At 72.6% G+C, this 15,815-nt stretch carries 14 protein-coding genes; 3 read left to right on the top strand and 11 right to left on the bottom strand.

Going from position 1 to position 15,815, the window contains the following annotated elements:
- Positions 1-176 precede the first annotated feature (176 nt).
- From ACIPXC_RS18815 to ggt, 3 genes are all read right to left on the bottom strand, one after another.
- Entirely contained in the window at positions 177-1,772 is a 1,596-nt protein-coding gene (locus tag ACIPXC_RS18815) for a hypothetical protein (protein ID WP_401619138.1), read from the bottom strand.
- 99 nt (positions 1,773-1,871) lie between these two features.
- The gene (locus ACIPXC_RS18810) at positions 1,872-2,252 is read right to left on the bottom strand and encodes a PPOX class F420-dependent oxidoreductase (RefSeq protein WP_401619135.1); all 381 of its coding nucleotides are present in this window, start codon (positions 2,250-2,252) and stop codon (positions 1,872-1,874) included.
- 43 nt (positions 2,253-2,295) lie between these two features.
- Positions 2,296-4,101, bottom strand: coding sequence for a gamma-glutamyltransferase (gene ggt / locus ACIPXC_RS18805; protein ID WP_401619133.1), 1,806 nt, complete (start codon positions 4,099-4,101; stop codon positions 2,296-2,298).
- Positions 4,102-4,300: 199 nt separating this feature from the next.
- On the opposite strand from ggt, the gene ACIPXC_RS18800 reads away from it, so the two are divergent.
- Positions 4,301-5,026, top strand: coding sequence for a hypothetical protein (locus ACIPXC_RS18800; protein WP_401619130.1), 726 nt, complete (start codon positions 4,301-4,303; stop codon positions 5,024-5,026).
- A gap of 107 nt (positions 5,027-5,133) precedes the next feature.
- On the opposite strand, the gene ACIPXC_RS18795 is transcribed toward ACIPXC_RS18800, so the two are convergent.
- Genes ACIPXC_RS18795 through ACIPXC_RS18775 form a run of 5 tightly spaced genes read right to left on the bottom strand, consistent with a single transcriptional unit; the run spans position 5,134 to position 10,667 of the window.
- A complete protein-coding gene (locus tag ACIPXC_RS18795; RefSeq protein WP_401619127.1) occupies positions 5,134-5,667 on the bottom strand; it encodes a hypothetical protein in 534 nt (177 codons plus the stop codon).
- Positions 5,664-7,109, bottom strand: a complete 1,446-nt coding sequence (locus ACIPXC_RS18790) for an ATP-binding protein (RefSeq protein ID WP_401619125.1) — start codon at positions 7,107-7,109, stop codon at positions 5,664-5,666. Before ACIPXC_RS18790 ends, ACIPXC_RS18795 begins: the two co-directional genes overlap by 4 nt.
- A gap of 6 nt (positions 7,110-7,115) precedes the next feature.
- Positions 7,116-7,799, bottom strand: coding sequence for a response regulator (locus ACIPXC_RS18785; protein WP_401619121.1), 684 nt, complete (start codon positions 7,797-7,799; stop codon positions 7,116-7,118).
- A gap of 4 nt (positions 7,800-7,803) precedes the next feature.
- Positions 7,804-9,507, bottom strand: a complete 1,704-nt coding sequence (gene murJ, locus ACIPXC_RS18780; RefSeq protein ID WP_401619118.1) for a murein biosynthesis integral membrane protein MurJ — start codon at positions 9,505-9,507, stop codon at positions 7,804-7,806.
- Complete coding sequence (locus ACIPXC_RS18775) at positions 9,504-10,667, bottom strand: lipid II:glycine glycyltransferase FemX (RefSeq protein WP_401619115.1); 1,164 nt, start codon at positions 10,665-10,667, stop codon at positions 9,504-9,506. Before ACIPXC_RS18775 ends, murJ begins: the two co-directional genes overlap by 4 nt.
- A 224-nt stretch (positions 10,668-10,891) precedes the next feature.
- On the opposite strand from ACIPXC_RS18775, the gene ACIPXC_RS18770 reads away from it, so the two are divergent.
- Entirely contained in the window at positions 10,892-12,085 is a 1,194-nt protein-coding gene (locus tag ACIPXC_RS18770; protein WP_401619112.1) for an Ig-like domain-containing protein, read from the top strand.
- Between the two features lie 133 nt (positions 12,086-12,218).
- Positions 12,219-13,817 carry a CocE/NonD family hydrolase gene (locus ACIPXC_RS18765; protein ID WP_401619110.1) on the top strand — a complete coding sequence of 533 codons (1,599 nt, stop codon included), beginning with the start codon at positions 12,219-12,221 and terminating at the stop codon, positions 13,815-13,817.
- A gap of 30 nt (positions 13,818-13,847) precedes the next feature.
- Here ACIPXC_RS18765 and ACIPXC_RS18760 read toward each other — a convergent pair whose 3' ends face one another.
- The 3 genes from ACIPXC_RS18760 to ACIPXC_RS18750 form a co-directional block, all read right to left on the bottom strand.
- The gene (locus tag ACIPXC_RS18760; RefSeq protein WP_401619107.1) at positions 13,848-14,288 is read right to left on the bottom strand and encodes a DUF6278 family protein; all 441 of its coding nucleotides are present in this window, start codon (positions 14,286-14,288) and stop codon (positions 13,848-13,850) included.
- 72 nt (positions 14,289-14,360) lie between these two features.
- Entirely contained in the window at positions 14,361-15,146 is a 786-nt protein-coding gene (locus tag ACIPXC_RS18755) for an exodeoxyribonuclease III (protein ID WP_401619104.1), read from the bottom strand.
- A 36-nt stretch (positions 15,147-15,182) separates the two neighbouring features.
- Positions 15,183-15,815: an MBL fold metallo-hydrolase gene (locus ACIPXC_RS18750; RefSeq protein WP_401619102.1), complete on the bottom strand. Its 633-nt coding sequence runs from the start codon at positions 15,813-15,815 to the stop codon at positions 15,183-15,185.

Below are 15,815 nucleotides of genomic sequence, written 5' to 3'. Positions count from 1 at the left end.
GAGCAGTCGGTCACGTTACGTCGCGGCGCGGTCGTTTGCGGTCAGCAGACGAGAGTTTGACGACATGGAGCCGGGAGGATCCGGGCCTCGGCCCACGGCCCCGCCGGCCCGGGTGGCGCGGGGCGGGCGGGGCGGGCGGGGCGGGGGCGGGGTGTCGCGGAATCGGGCGACAGGGCCTACCAGGGGGTGGCGATGCCGGCCACGCGGAGGGCGTGGACGAGGTCTCGGTGGCGCGCACCGGGGAGTAAGCCGGCCACGCGGAGCAGCAGCGGGGTGAGCCACTGGGGGTCGTGCCGGGCCAGGGCGGCGGCCTCCTCGGCGGTACGGACCCGTACGAAGGCTCCGAGCAGGGCTTCGGCCTCACGGGTGCGGCCGGCCGTGCCGAGGGCGAGGGCCGCGTCCGCGACCTCGGCGGCGGGGCGGGCCACGCCCTGCCGCAACAGGGCGTCGCGGTCGGCCTCCCGGTCGGCGTCGCCGAGGGCGGCGGCGGCCGCGGCGAGCCGGTCGGGCGGCAGGGAGGCCGCCTCCCACAGCAGGGTCGTCCAGTCGGCCGCCAGGCCCGCACGGGTCAGTTCGGCGGCCAGGTGGGGCAGTTGCCCGGCGGGCCAGGCCGCGGCCTGGCAGAGCAGGGCGTGCGCCTCCCCGCTGCGGCCCTGCGCGCGCAGCGCGATCAGCTCGGCGGCGACGGCCCGCGGCGAGCCGGCCGGCTGTGCGGGCGCGGGCTCCGGTACGGGTACGGGTACGGGTGCGGGCTCGGGTACGGACGCCCGCTCGGGCCGCGGCCGGCCGAACCGGGCACCGCGCGGGGCGCGATGGACTTCCGGGCTCCCCGGCCCGCCGGGAGCCTCGGCGTCCGGGTGGCCCGGCGGCGGCGTGAAGGCCGGGGCCCCGGGAGCCGCCGACCCGGCGTAGCGGGCGCCTCCGGCCCGCCGCGCCCCCCGCAGCCACCGCCCCTCGGCCCGCCCGACGGGCGGCAGCACATCCGTCTCCCGGGCAGCGGCGCCACCCTCGTCCGCGGGCGGCGACTCCTGACCGTGGGCGTGGCCCGCGCCCTCCCCGGGCACCCGCCCCGGCACACGCGGAGCGTCGCCGTCGGCCGGGCTCCCGGCCCGGGGGCCACCCGGAGACGCATGCCCCGGCCCCGCCGCCGCCGTCGGCGCCTGCGTACGCGGGTCCGCCCAGGCCCGGGCCCCGCCCTGCACCGTCTCGGGTGTCTCCTGTGCGGGTGTGCCGAGCCGGGGCCGGGTCTGCGGGGCCGGGCTCGCCTGGGTCGGGCCCGCCTGGGCCGGGGCCGCCGCCTGCCGGGGTGCGCCGGGGTGGGGGGCGGTGTGCAGGGCGGCGAGGCGGGCCGCCAGGTCTTCGTGGCGGGCCGCGGCGCGGGCCATGTCGTCCTGGGTCCAGGACAGCTCCCGGGTCAGGGCTTCGGTCTCGGCCCGGTCGGCGGTCCCGCCGAGCCGGGCGGTCAGGCTGCGCAGGGCCTCCTCCGACTCGGCCCGCTGGGCGGCCGCCGCCGCCAGCAGGGTCCGCAGTTCGTCCGCACCTCCCGGGAGCCGGTCCCACACGGCCACGGCCGTGGCCCGCAGCTTCGCCGCGTATCCGGTCTCCCGCGCCGCGAGTTCCGCGCCGCCCGACTCCGCCAGGTCCCTCAGCAGGGACTCCACGACGTCCCACGGGGGTATCGCCGCCCCGTTGAGACAGGCCCGCATGCCGTCCGGATCCCGGCGCAGGAACTCCCCGTACCAGCCTGCCCCGGCATCCAGTCTCTGCGTCAATCCCCGCAAGTATCCGGAGAGTTGACTGATCGCCAGTGAAGTCGCGGTCTCCATGACCGCATTGGACCCCACCCGTGTTACGGGCGGGCTACGGGAGTCTCAAAGCTTGACGGCGATCGCGGTGTGCGGCCGCTTCCCGCGCCGCACCAGAGCGGCGGGCACGTCCACCGTCCAGAACTGCCAGGTGTACTTGCGCGACATCAGCCTGCGCACCCGGCGCAGGCCCTCCTCGTCGAGCAGCCGGGCCCGCCCCTCGACCGCGGACACCCCTTCCTCGACGCGTCCCCTAACGTCGCACGGGGCGACGGTGACCCGTCCGTCGTTGCGGATGCGCTTGACCTTCCAGGAGTCGCTGCGGGTCCACACGTACAGCTCACCCCCGTCGGCGACCGCCCACACGGGGGTCGCCACGGGCGTGCCGTCCTTGCGGAAGGTGGTGAGGCTTACGTACCGCGCGCTGCCGAGCTCCTGGAGACCCATACCCGGACCCTAGCGCGCCGGGGCGCTGTGCCGCGGCGTGGTGCTACGGCCTGCCGTGCGGGTGGACGACCATGGCCGAGCCGCCGCCGCGCCGGGAGGTCTCGGCCGCAGCCAGCCACCGGCCGTCGGGCAGCCGCTGGACCCCGGTGGCGGCGCCGATCTCCGGGTTCTGCCGGAAGCCCTGGCCCAGGGCCTCCAGCTCGGCGCGCAGCGGGCTGTTCCACAGGGCCGGTTCCAGGTCGGTCGTGGCCTGGTTGCGCTGGCTGGCCCGCGGCGCGGCGATCGCGTCGACCAGCGGCAGGCCCCGGTCCAGGTGGCCGGTCAGGGTCTGCAGGACGGTGGTGATGATGGTGGCTCCGCCGGGTGAGCCGAGCGCGAGCACCGGCCGGCCGTCGTCCAGCACGATCGTCGGGGACATGGACGAGCGCGGGCGCTTGCCGGGGCCCGGCAGGTTCGGGTCCGGGACGCCCGGCGCCGCCGGGGCGAAGGAGAAGTCGGTCAGCTCGTTGTTGAGGAGGAAGCCCCGGCCGGGGACGGTGATGGCGCTGCCGCCGGTGGACTCGATGGTCAGGGTGTAGGAGACGACGTTGCCCCAGCGGTCGGCAACCGTCAGGTGCGTGGTGTTCTCCCCCTCGTACGTGGTCGGCGCGGCCTGTCCGGTGGAGGCGCAGGGCACCGGGTGGCGCGGGTCGCCGGGGGCCAGCGGGCTGGTCAGGGCCCGGTCCGGATCGATCAGGCAGGCGCGGGAGTCGGCGAACCGCTGGGAGAGCAGTCCACGCGTGGGCACGTCCACGGCGGCCGGGTCGCCCACCCAGCGGCCGCGGTCGGCGAAGGAGATCCGGGAGGCCTCGATGAAGCGGTGCAGGTACTGCGTCTCGGACAGCTTCGAGAGGTCGGTCCGTTCCAGGATGTTCAGGGCCTCGCCGACCGTGGTGCCACCGGACGAGGAGGGCGCCATGCTGTAGACGTCCAGGCCGCGGTAGCCCACCCGGGTGGGTTTCTGCCGCTTGGTGCCGTACGCGCGCAGGTCGCCGGAGGTCAGGTCGCCGGGCCGGACCCGGCGGGTGGCGGCGGGGTCCACCGGGGGCGTGCGGACCGTGCGGACGATGTCCTCGGCGATGGGACCCCGGTAGAGGGCGCCGGTTCCCTTGCGGGCGAGTTCGGCGTAGGTGTCGGCGAGGTCGGGGTTCTTGAAGGTGGAGCCGACGACCGGGAGGGAACCGCCGGGCAGGAACAGCTTCTTGCTGTCGGGGAAGTCCCTGAACCGGGCCTCGTTGAGCTCGGTCTGGGCCCGGAAGGTGGCGTCGACCGTGAAACCGTCTCGGGCCAGTTTCTCGGCGGGGCGCAGGAGTTGGCGCAGCGGGCGGCTGCCCCAGGCGTCGAGGGCGCTCTTCCAGGTGGCGGGGGTGCCGGGGACGCCGACGCCGAGGCCGCTGGTCTGGCCCTCCGCGAAGGGGATCGGCTGTCCGTTCTCCTGGAACAGGGTCGCGGTGGCCGTGGCCGGGGCGGTCTCCCGGCCGTCGATGGTGTGCACCCGGCGCGAGCGGGCGTCGTAGTAGACGAAGTAGCCGCCGCCTCCGATGCCCGCCGAGTAGGGCTCGGTGACGCCGAGGGCCGCGGCGGTGGCGACGGCCGCGTCGACGGCGTTGCCGCCGGAGCGCAGTACGGCGATCCCGGCGGCCGAGGCGTCCGCGTCGACGCTGGCGACGGCTCCGCCGTAGCCGGCGGCGACCGGTACCTTCGCCGGCGGGGCGGGGGCCGGCGCGGCGGGCGGGGCGGCGCCGGTCGTCACGAGTGCGGCGGCTACGGTCAGCAGCGGTAACGTGCGGGCGACGGCGGGACGGTGCATCCGGACCTCCAGTGGCAGCGTGGGCCGAGCCTAGCGCCGGGCCCGGCGCCCCGTCAGGGCGTCTGCCGGGGCGCGCCGTCGGGCGGTGCGCGGTCCGGCGGGGCGCGCCACCGGCGGGTTGCAGGGCACCGCAGGGCGGAAGGGGCGGAAGGGCACCGGGGCGGTGATCCCGGCCGCCGGCACCGCTAGCATCCCGCGCATGAACGACGACGTGCGCAACATCGTGCTCGGGGTGATAGCCACCGCCGTCAGCGGCGGGTTCGGCTGGTTCTCGCGGACCTATCTCTGGCGGCGCGCGCTCCGCCGCAAGCAGGCGTTCTTCGGACTGCCGGCGGGCTCCGACTGCCTGTTCGTGGTCAACCGGCAGATGGGCGGGAAGGAGTCCTCCCTGCATCGCAACGACGCCTTCGCCCTGCTGGAGATCTCCGCCCTGATCAAGGACTGCGGGGCGAACATCCAGATCGTCACGCACGACACCGCCCGTCAGGGCTTCGGCGACCGGGCCGAGTTCTGTGTCGGCGGGCCGACGTCCAACGCCCGCACCACGGCGCATCTCGCTTCCATGCTGCCGGGCATCACCGTCACCATCGACGCCGAGCGGCCCGAGGACCGGGGCGCGATCGAGGTGGGCGGCGAAACTTACCGGTGGCGCAAGGGACTGGAGGAGTACGTGGTGCTGGCCCGGCTGGCGGGCGGAGAGGGCGGGCGGCCGGTGTTCCTGCTGTCCGGGCAGACGGCGGTCAGCAACCAGGCGGCCGCCCGGTACCTGAACCGGCACCACACGCGGCTGGCCCGCAGGTACGGGGCGGAGTCCTTCTGCCTGGTGCTGAAGGTCGTCAACTCCGACGCCTACGGGCCGGACGTGACCGAGCTGGTCGCGGACGTCACCCGGCCGGCCCGGACACCCGCAGCGGCAGCCGTGTGATCCCGTTGACGAAGTGGGACACCAGCCGCCGCGGCGGGCCCGCGAGTTCCGGTACGGGCATGGCCGCGCACCACTCCACTCCTCGTAGAGGGTGCGCAGCTGCCGCGTCAGCGCCGCGGGTTGCAGTCGGCGGCGGGGAGGGTGGTGTCGGTGCCCTGGATGGCGACCGGGATGAGGGTGTCCGGCACGGCGGAGACGCCGAAGGTGCACACCAGCTGTTTGCGGGCCAGGTCGGACAGACCGGCGACGGGGAACGGCACACTGACCGTGATCCCCTTGTCCGGCACGTACGTGCTGACCTCCGCCGTCTCCGACTGCGCGTCGGACACCTTGGGCAGGGCCGTGGTGAGTCCGGCCGCCGAGGCCGGTCCGGTGGGGCCGTCCAGCAGGATCCGCAGGAGCGGCACGGGCGCGAGCATGTAGTCGGTGCCGATGGAGAAGGGCACCGGGACGACCCGGTCGCCGTCCTTGGAGACGTAGTAGAGGGTGGCGGCGTTCTTGCTGCCGGGCACCTTGACGGTGGCGGCGTGGCCGCTCTCGACCACCCCGGTGCGTTTGATCCCGCAGCCGGCGAGCAGCAGGGCGCAGCCGGTCAGGGCGGCGGCGGCCGTGGCGCGGGATCTCGTCGTGCGCCCGGTCACGAGCGGGCCTCCAGCGGCATGTCGAGGGTGAAGAGGGCGCCGCCCGAGGGCCGGTTGGCCGCGCGGAGGGTGCCGCCGTGCAGGCGGACGTTCTCCAGGGTGATGGCGAGTCCGAGGCCGCTGCCGGCGGAGCGGGTGCGGGCCGCGTCGGCCTTGAAGAAGCGGTCGAAGATGTGCGGCAGGACCTCGGGGGCGATGCCGGGCCCGCTGTCGGCGATGTCGATGAGGAGCCGCTCGCCCGCCGCGCCGGGTGCGGTCCGTACGGTGACGCCTACGGGGGCGCCGCCGTGCCGCAGGGCGTTGCCGACGAGGTTGGCGAGGATCACGTCGAAGCGGCGCGGGTCGAGCCGGGCGCGTACCCCGTCGGGCAGGTCGGTGACGACGCGGTCGTCGTCCCAGTGGCGTCGTTCGAGGGTCTTGCGGACGGCTTCGGCGATGTCGACGTCGTCGAGGTTGAGTTCGGCTGCCCGGGCGTCGAAGCGGGAGATCTCCATCAGGTCCTCGACGAGCACGGCGAGTTTGCCGGTCTCGGCGCTGACCAGGTGCAGGGCCTTGGCGGTGTCGGCGTCGAGGCGGGCGGCGTCCTCGTCGAGGACCTCGGTGACGGCGAGCATCCCGGCGAGCGGGGTGCGCAGTTCGTGGGAGACGTCGGAGGCGAAGCGGCGGGCGCGGGTCTCGGCGTCCTGGAGCTCGCGCACGGACTGTTCCAGGGCGCGGGCGGTCTCGTTGAAGGTGCGGGCGAGTCCGGCGAGTTCGTCGGCGCCCCGGACCTCGATGCGGGTGTCGAGGTGGCCGCGGCCGAGGTTCTGGGCGGCGCGCCGCATGTCGCGGACCGGGCGCAGCACACTGCGGGCGGCCAGCAGGGCGGGGATGACGGCGATGGCCAGGCCCGGGACGGCGCCCTGCTGGGCGGCCTCGACCATGGCCTCGACGGTCTGCTTCTCGTTGGAGAGCGGGACGCTGGCGTAGAAGACGACGCCGGTGGCCTCGGTGTATCCGTTGTGTTCGAAGACGGCGGGGACGCCGATGGTGAGCCAGGGGTTGCCGCGCTGGTCCTCGGCGCGCTGGAAGGCGGCGTACTGGTTGTTGCGGACCCGGTCGCGCAGGCTGTCGGTGATCACGGTGGAGGTGGGTGTGCCGGGGTTGGTGGAGACGCGTACGCCGCCGTATTCGCCGAAGATGATCCACGGGTGGGGCTTGCCGCGTTTGCCGAGCTCGATGACGATGCGCTGGAGTTCCTGCTGTTCCATGGGGAGGCGGATCTCCTGCTGCTCGACCTGGTCGCGCAGGGTGCTGACGGCGGTGTCCTGGGTCTGTTTGAGGATGGCGTTGCGGGCCTGCTGGTAGGTCAGGGCCGCGGTGCTTCCCGCGCTGATGGCGGCGACCAGGAGGAAGGCCGCTATCAGCCGGGTGCGCAGCCCGAGGGGTGCTATGCGTCGCACCGCGGCCTACAGGGGGCCGAAGCGGTAGCCGAAGCCGCGGACGGTCTGTATGTAGCGGGGGCTGCGGGCGGGGTCCTCGATCTTGTGGCGCAGTCGGCGGACGCAGGCGTCCACGAGCCGGGCGTCGGCGTGGTAGCTGTGGTCCCAGACGTACTCCAGGAGCTGCTGGCGGGAGAAGACCTGCTCGGGCGAGGCGGACAGGTGCAGCAGGAGTTTGATCTCGCTGGGTGCGAGGGCGACGCGTTCGCCGTTCTTGGCGACGGTCAGTCCGGCGCGGTCGATGGCGAGTTCGCCGTGGGTCTCGATGCCGGGGCGGGTTCCCACCGGGTCGCTGAGCCGGCGCAGCACGGCCTTGATGCGGGCTTCGATGACCTCGGTGCGGGCGGGTTTGACGATGTAGTCGTCGGCGCCCGCCTCCAGGCCGATGACGATGTCGAAGTCGTCGCCGCGTGCGGTGAGCATGATGATCGGCACTTCGCTGGTCTGGCGGATGCGGTGGCATATCTGTACGCCGTTGATGCCGGGCAGCATCAGGTCGAGCAGGACGAGTTCGGGGTGGAAGGCCGCCATCAGGGCGAGTCCCTCCTCCCCCGTCTCGGCGGCCTGCACGTCGTGGCCGCGGCGGCGCAGGCCGAGGCCCACCCCTTCGCGGATGGAAGGGTCGTCCTCGATCAGCAGTACGCGTGGCATCCGGTCAGTATCCCAGGGTGGTCTTCGGCTTCTCCTCCCGCTTCCGGCCGGTCTTGCGCCGCAGGGAGTCCAGCAGGTCGGTGATCTCGGCCAGGCGCAGCGGCCGGGCAAGGAGGACGACGACCAGGGCGAGGGCGGCGGTTCCCGCTCCGACCGCGGCGAAGTCGCCGAAGCCCTCGGCGGCGCGGGCCGCCGCGTACGCCGCCGCGGCCGCGGGCGCGCAGGCCGTCAGCAGCCGCAGGTGGGTGCGTACGGCGGTGGTCCGGCGTTCGCCGCGGCTGCCCGTGCGCGGGCCGAGCCTGCGGGAGAGGGCGTACCCGGTGGCAGCGGCGCCCGCGAGGAAGGCGACGGAGGAGGCGGCGGCCATGCCGGTGACCGCCCAGCGCGGGGAGAGCAGGAGGTAGGCGGCGGCCGACAGGCCGGCGTTGACGGTGACGATGACGAGGTTGAGGAAGAAGGGGGTCCGGGTGTCGGAGAGGGCGTAGAAGCCGCGGGAGAGCACGTACTGCGCGGAGAAGGCGACCAGGCCGGGGGCGAAGGCCGTGAGCATGCCGGCCATGACCGCGATGTCGGCGGCGCCGGTGCGTCCGTAGCCGAAGACGCTGCCCATCACCCAGGGGGCGAGGGCGGCCATGAGGGCGGCGGCGGGGACGACGAGGGCGGCGCTGGAGCGCAGGGCGTAGGAGACGTCGCGGCGGACAGCGCCGAGGTCGCCGTCGGTGGCGGCGGAACTCATCCGGGGCATCAGCGCCGTCACGAGGGAGACGGTGATGATGCCCTGCGGGACGATCCACAGCTGGTAGGCGTTGCTGTAGGCGGTGTATCCGGCGCCGCCCGCGAGGCCGGCGTCGACGGCGCGCTGGCCGGTGGCGGTGGAGAGCCGGGTGACGACCCAGTAGGCGAACTGGTTGGTGAGGACGAGCAGGACGGTCCAGCCCGCGTTGCGCAGGGGGCGGCCGAGGCCGCTGCCGCGCCAGTCGAAGCGGGGGCGCCAGCGGAAACGGGCCGCGCGCAGTGAGGGGATCAGGGCGAGGGCCTGTACGACGATGCCCGCGGTGGTGCCGAGGCCCAGGAGCCGGGTCTCCGCGGCGGTGAGGCCGGTGGCGGCGTCGTGGGAGACGTACAGGAACAGCCCGAAGACGGCGGTGATGACGACGTTGTTGAGGACCGGGGTCCACATCATCGCGCCGAACCGGCCGCGGGAGTTCAGGACCTGGCCGAGGAGGGTGAAGAGCCCGTAGAAGAGGATCTGGGGCAGGCAGTACCGGGCCAGGGCCACGGTGGTGTCGGCCTGGGCGCCGCTGTAGCCGGTGTACGCCGAGACGATCAGCGGGGCGGCGATCACGGCGGTGGCGGTGAGGGCGACGAGGGCCGCGGTGCAGGCGGTGAGCAGCCGGTCGGTGTAGGCGGCGCCGCCGTCGGCGTGTTCCTTGGCGGCCCGGACCAGCTCGGGTACGAAGACGGCGTTGAGCGCGCCGCCGACGAGCAGGATGTAGATGATGTTCGGGACGGTGTTGGCGACGGCGTAGCCGTCGCCGAGCAGTCCGGTGCCCAGGGCCGCGACGACGACGGCGGAGCGGATGAAGCCGGTGGCGCGGGAGACGATCGAGCCGGCCGCCATGAGCGCGCCGCTGCGCAGCACCGAGGTCTTGCGGGGTGCCGCGCCGTCGGTGCCGGGGCCCGCCTGTCTGGTGTCGGTGGCCGTCACCGGCGGGCCAGGTAGGCCTGGAACGCCTTGTAGAGGGTCGCGTTGGCGACTCCGTCCATCGGGATCTCCCATTCACCGAGCGTTTCGACGACCTGTCCGCCGGTGCCGAGCTTCCAGCGCAGCAGCCCGAAAGAACGTTCGTCGGGGTCAAGGGTGGAGGGTACCCCGCGCATGTCGTACTCGTCGGCGCCGAGGGCGTGTGCGTCGCGCATCATGCGCCACTGCAGGGCGTTGCTGGGCCGTACTTCGCGCCGGTGGTCGGCGGAGGCGCCGGTCTGGTACCAGACCCTGCCGCCGGTGCTGATCATGGTGTGGGCGGCGAGGATCTCGCCGTCGTGGACGGCCAGGTAGAGCCGCATCCGGCCGGGCTGTTCCTCGTTCAGGACGCGGTACTGCCGCTCGTAGTACGCGAGGGAACGGCCGAGCCGGAAGCCGTCGCGCTCCTCGGTGATCCGCAGCAGCCGGTAGAACTCGGGCAGGTCGGCGGCGGAGCCGAGGACGGTCTCCACTCCGGCCTTGTCGGCCTTGCGCACGTTGCGCCGCCATTCCTGGTTGAGGCCGGACCACAGGTCGTCGAGGCTGCGTCCGGCCAGCGGCACGCGGAAGACGTGGCGGGGCTGGGCGTCGCCGTCGTCCTCGCCGCCGCAGCGCTTCCAGCCGCGGGTGCGCAGCCGGTCGGCGAGGGCGGCGCCCACGGGGTCGACCTCGGTGGCGAGGACGTCGGATATCCGGCGGCCCGTTCCGGTACCGGCTTTGGCGGTGGCCGCGTCCCAGCGGCGGTAGGCGGGGCTGGGGCCGATACGGACGGCGAAGGCGCCGGCGGCGCGCAGGTGGCGCATGAGCGGGTCGAGCCAGCGGTCGATGCGCGGGTCGGACCAGTCGGCGACGGGCCCTTCGGGCAGGTAGGCGAAGTATTTGCGGGTGCCGGGGAATTGCCGGTAGAGAACGAGTCCGGCACCTTCGATCTCGCCGCCCGGACAGTGCCATCCGACCATTTCCGAGCGCCAGAGATCCTTCACCCGGCCCCATGACGGGTGCTGGAGAAAGCTCGCCGCGGGGGTCCTGGAGAGGAAGGACTGGTATTCGGGGACGGACAGGGTGCGCACCCGGAGCTCGTGGTCCTGGTCCTGCCGGGCGGGGGTAACGAGCAGTGCGCACACGGCTGACGGCCTTCCTGATCGTCCTGAGGGGTCGTTCACAGGACTCTCACAGCCGGCCGTGACCGAAGTGCGCGGCGAATGTGACCGGATGATGACCGTTTCGCTGCGGTCCACGTCACAAGAGAAAGAGCGATCTTTTCCGTGGTTTGTGCAACCTAAAGTCGTCCCGTTCCCATCCTCTTTTGCGAACGTTCACCACCACCACGACTCGAAGGGGCCCTTCGTTGAGCCGCACACGCCGCACCGCCATTGCGGGCACCGCATTTCTGGCCGCCGCGCTGACCGCCTGCTCGGGCGGGAGTGACGGTGGAAGCGACGGCAAGGGCACGGAGGAGTCGAAGCCGAAGGCGCCCATGGCGGTCTCGGTGAACCTCACGGGTGATCAGGTCAAGGCGGGCCGGCCGGTGACGGTGACCGTCGCCGAGGGCAAGCTCGCCGCGGTGAAGGTGACCGACGCCAAGGGGGCGGAACTGCCGGGCAAAATAGCCGACGACGGGAAGACCTGGACCTCGGAGCGCAACGCCCCGGCCGGCGCGGAGTACAGGGTCGAGGCGCAGAACACCGACAGCCAGAGCGCGAGCACCCAGTTCAGGACCAGTGCCGCCGACAAGGTGAACAAGGTCTCGATCAACATCCCCAAGGGCAGCACGGTGGGCGTGGCGATGCCCGTGTCACTCGTCTTCGACAACCCGGTGACGAACAAGGCCGAGGTGGAGAAGCAGCTCAAGGTCACCACCTCCGACAACACCGAGGGCTCCTGGGGCTGGATCAAGGACCACTCCGGCAACGACCGCGTCGACTGGCGTCCCAAGGACTACTGGAAGTCCGGCACCGACGTGAAGGTCGAGATGAACCTGAACGGTGTGGAATCCGGCAAGGGCGGCGGGATGTTCGCCCGGGACTACAGCACCGAGTTCAAGATCGGCAAGGACCGCCGGGTCCAGGTCAGCCTCGACACCAAGAAGCTGACGGTGACCGAGGACGGCCGGACGCAGAAGACGATCCCGATCTCGGCCGGCACCCCGGGCGGCAAGAAGGCGTCCTGGTCCGGGAAGATGGTGATCATGTCGAAGGAGGGCACCATCCGGATGGACTCCCAGACGGTGGGCCTGGACAACGCCTACGACAAGATGGTCGATTACTCGATGCGGATCACCTGGTCCGGCATGTACGCGCACGCAGCACCGTGGAACGAGGCCAACTTCGGCCGGAGCAACAGCAGTTCCGGCTGCGTGGGGATGAGCGACGCCAACGCCAAGGAGTTCTTCGCCCAGTCCCAGATCGGCGATGCCTTCGAGGTGGTCGGCGAGGGCTCCAAGGGCGTCGCCGACATCGGCAACGGCTACGGCGAGTGGAACCTCTCCTGGGACCAGTGGAAGGCCAGGAGCGCCCTGTCGGGCACCCCGCAGAACGACTGACCCGCGAACCCCTCCTCCTGACTCTCGTTCAATTGTTACCACCACGTAACTTACCGACGGGTTACCTTCGGTAAGTCGCTCCCGTTACCGTCGGGTCACTTTCAGGACTCCCGGTGCACGCGAGGAGCGACCGATGGAACGCACCACCACCGCCGCAGCCGTGGCGGCACTCCTGGCGGCGACCGCCCTGGGCCTGGCCCCCCACCAGGCCCAGGCGGCTCCCGCCGCCGCCGCGGCGACCGCTGCCACCACCGCGCGGACCGCCGCCGCGGACCTGCGCTTTCACGACATCCCCGGCTCCGGCGGCATCACCCTCAAGGGCAACGTCTTCACTCCGGACGGGGCCACGACCGGCCGGAAGTATCCGCTGATCGTGCTGCCCACCAGCTGGGGCATGCCGCAGATCGAATACATCACCCAGGCCAAGAAGCTCGCCGACTCCGGCTACGTCGTGGTCAGTTACACCTCCCGCGGCTTCTGGCTCTCCGGCGGGCAGATCGAGGTGGCCGGGCCGCCGGACATCGCCGACGTCTCGGCCGTCATCGACTGGGCCCTCGCCCACACCCCCGCCGACGCGGACCGCATCGGCCTCGGCGGGGTCTCCTACGGCGCCGGCATCACCCTGCTGGCCTCCGCGCACGACCCGCGCGTCAAGGCAGTGGTCGCGATGAGCGGCTGGGCCGACCTCATCGAATCCATCTACTCGGGCCGCACCCAGCACCGCCAGGCCGCCGGCCTGCTCGGCGCCGCGGGCTACCTCACCGGCCGTCCCGGACCCGAACTCCAGTCGATACTGGGCGACTTCCTCGGCTCCCGGCTGGACCGCGAACAGCAGATGATCGAGTGGGGCAGGAAGCGGTCGGCCGCCGAACAGGTGGACCGGATCAACGCCAACGGCGCCGCGATCATGCTTGGCAACGCCTGGGGCGACACGGTCTTCCCGCCCAACCAGTACGCGAAGTTCTACGAGCGGCTGACCGGCCCCAAGCGGCTGGAATTCCGCCCGGGCGACCACGCCACCGCCGAGGGCACCGGCCTGCTCGGCCTGCCCAACGACACCTGGACCAACGCCCACCGCTGGTTCGACCACCACCTCAAGGGCGAGCGCAACGGCATCGACACCGAGGCCCCGGTGCAGATCAAGTCCCGCGGCGACGGCGGCTACGAGGGCTACGCCGACTGGGCGTCGGTGGGCTCCGGCGGCATCGAGAAGCTCGCCCTCACCGACAGCGAACACCTCTTCGCGAACGTCGACTCCGGGGCCAACGGCGGCGTCGTGATCCTCTCCAGCGTCCTGGACCAGTTCTTCACAGCACCTCCGATCGCCTCGATCCCGCTGCTCCCCCGCTCCTTCGCCGCCGTCTGGCAGTCGGGGCGCCACGGCGAGGCCCGCCGCATCCGCGGCACCGTCCGGCTGCACACCACCGTCACGCCCACCAAGGGCGACGGCACCTTCGTCGCGTACCTCTACGACGTCGGCCCGCTCGGCATCGGCAAGCTGGTCAGCAACGCCCCGTACACCTTCCACGGCAAGACCCCGGGCCAGGCCTTCGGCGTGGACCTGGAGCTCTTCTCGACCGCCTACGACGTGCCCGCGGGCCACCGGCTCGCCCTCGTGGTCGACACCGTCGACCCGCTCTACATCGAGCACAACCCCACCGGTGCGCAGCTGACCTTCTCCTCGCCCCCGGGCGATCCCAGATACGTCGCGGTGCCGCTGCGCGAGCGGTGACCGACGGCGGCGGCCGGGCCGCCGGTGGTGTCAGCCCTCGGAGGCCTCCGCGTACGCCTGGCTGAGCTCGGGGGAACCTGTCATCGCCCAGGACACCCCCGACTCGATCACGTTCAGCTCCCGGCCCGACGCCAGGCGGATCGCCGGCTGGCCGTTGGGCCACACCTGCCAGGCGCTCCCCGGGACCGTCCGGACGATCACGGTGCCGAGGTAGAAGCCCGCGTCGTTGCCGAGCCAGGGCACCACCTCGGGGTCCCGCCGCCAGCGGGGCATGAGCTGGTCGAGGGCCTCCAACGAGGTGGGGCTCCCGTCGAGTTCGAGCCCGGCCGCCCGCGCGTGGACCCGCAGCATCTCGCACTCCGCGAACAACTCGGCGACGCCCTCGGGATCGTCCACGAGGGCGGCCGCGAGCCCCGCACCCTGTTCCGTTTCACGCCGGTTCAGCCAGTTGTCCAGGAAAGGGATGTTCATACCGCCCAGCGTCGCACCAGGATCCGCCGGTGGCCACAGGGCGCGCCTGATCCGTTTCGGCGGGCCGTCGGCCTACCGGTCGAGATCGAGGTCGACGACGACCGGTGCGTGGTCGGAGGCGCCCTTGCCCTTGCGCTCCTCGCGGTCGACGTAGGCGTCGGTGACGGCCTTGGTGAAGGGCTCGTTGCCGTAGACCAGGTCGATACGCATGCCCTTGTTCTTGGGGAAGGCGAGCATCCGGTAGTCCCAGAAGGTGTACGGGCGGTCGTACTTCAGCGCGCGCGGGAAGACGTCCGAGAGGCCGGTGGCGCGCAGCACCTCCAGGGCAGCCCGCTCGGCCGGGGTGACATGCGTCAGTCCCGCGAAGACGGCCGGGTCGTAGACGTCCTCGTCGGTCGGGGCCACGTTGAAGTCGCCGAGCACGGCGAAGGGACGCGGGCCGGCCGCGTCCTCGGCGACGGCCGTGGCCAGGGAGCGGAACCAGTCCAGCTTGTAGCCGTAGTGGTCGTGCTCGACCTCCCGGCCGTTGGGCACGTACACCGACCAGACCCGGACCCCGCCGCAGGTGGCGGAGATCGCCCGGGGCTCCTGGACGCCCTCGTAGTCGGGGCCGCCGGGCAGCCCCGTGACCACGTCGTCCAGGCCGACCTTGGAGAGGAGGGCCACGCCGTTCCAGCGGCCGGTGGCGTTGACCGCGGCCTCGTAGCCCAGCTCGCGCAGCTGCTCGTGCGGGAACTGCTCCGCCGAGCACTTGGTCTCCTGGATGCACACGACATCGGTGCCGGAGCTCTCCAGCCAGGCCAGCAGGCGCGGCAGCCGGGCCGTGATGGAGTTGACGTTGTAGGTGGCGATACGCATACCTGCCAACCTACCGCCCGGCACCGACAGCGGCCGTTACACCGAGGTGCTGTCCCCGGCGGTGAGCCGCCCGTGGTCGGTGCCGCCCAGCTTGTCCAGGGCGAAGTCGTAGACCGGCCGGGCGATGTCGGCGAGGTAGGCGTCGTGGATGTCGAGGGCCCGGCGCGGCTTGACCTCACGGAGGTAGTCGATCACCTCGGAGACCTTGTTCCAGGGTGCGTGCACCGGCACCATCAGGGTCTCCACCGGGACCCCGGGCACGGTCAGTGCGTCGCCGGGGTGGAAGAGGGACCCGTCGACGAGGTAGCCGACGTTGGTGACCCGCGGGATGTCCGGGTGGATCACGGCGTGCAGCTCGCCGTGCACCTGCACCTCGAACCCGGCCGCGGTGAAGGTGTCGCCGTGGCCGACGGTGTGCACCCGGCCCGGGTAGGCGGGGGCGAGCCGCTCGGCAACGCTGCGCAGGGTCCACAGCCCGGCCGCCGGGTTCGCGTCGAGGGCGGCCCGCAGCCGCCCCTCCTCGAAGTGGTCGGGGTGTTCGTGCGTGACCAGCAGGGCGTCCGCCCCCAGGCCCGCGTCCGGTTCGCTGAAGGCGCCCGGGTCGATGACGAGCGTGCGCCCGTCCTTCTCCAGCTGGACGCAGGAGTGCAGCCGCTTGGTGAGCTTCAT

Source organism: Streptomyces sp. NPDC090021 (assembly GCF_044748225.1).
In the GTDB taxonomy this organism is placed as follows: Bacteria; Actinomycetota; Actinomycetes; order Streptomycetales; family Streptomycetaceae; genus Streptomyces.
This window is presented reverse-complemented; position numbering and strand designations above follow the sequence as displayed.

Excerpts from the sequence above, each read along its gene's own strand:
- ACIPXC_RS18810 (WP_401619135.1), bottom strand. The coding sequence starts at position 2,252 with ATGGGTCTCCAGGAGCTCGGCAGCGCGCGGTACGTAAGCCTCACCACC.
- ggt (WP_401619133.1), bottom strand. The coding sequence starts at position 4,101 with ATGCACCGTCCCGCCGTCGCCCGCACGTTACCGCTGCTGACCGTAGCC.
- ACIPXC_RS18800 (WP_401619130.1), top strand. The coding sequence starts at position 4,301 with ATGAACGACGACGTGCGCAACATCGTGCTCGGGGTGATAGCCACCGCC.
- ACIPXC_RS18785 (WP_401619121.1), bottom strand. The coding sequence starts at position 7,799 with ATGCCACGCGTACTGCTGATCGAGGACGACCCTTCCATCCGCGAAGGG.
- ACIPXC_RS18765 (WP_401619110.1), top strand. The coding sequence starts at position 12,219 with ATGGAACGCACCACCACCGCCGCAGCCGTGGCGGCACTCCTGGCGGCG.
- ACIPXC_RS18760 (WP_401619107.1), bottom strand. The coding sequence starts at position 14,288 with ATGAACATCCCTTTCCTGGACAACTGGCTGAACCGGCGTGAAACGGAA.
- ACIPXC_RS18755 (WP_401619104.1), bottom strand. The coding sequence starts at position 15,146 with ATGCGTATCGCCACCTACAACGTCAACTCCATCACGGCCCGGCTGCCG.
- ACIPXC_RS18750 (WP_401619102.1), bottom strand. The coding sequence starts at position 15,815 with ATGAAGCTCACCAAGCGGCTGCACTCCTGCGTCCAGCTGGAGAAGGAC.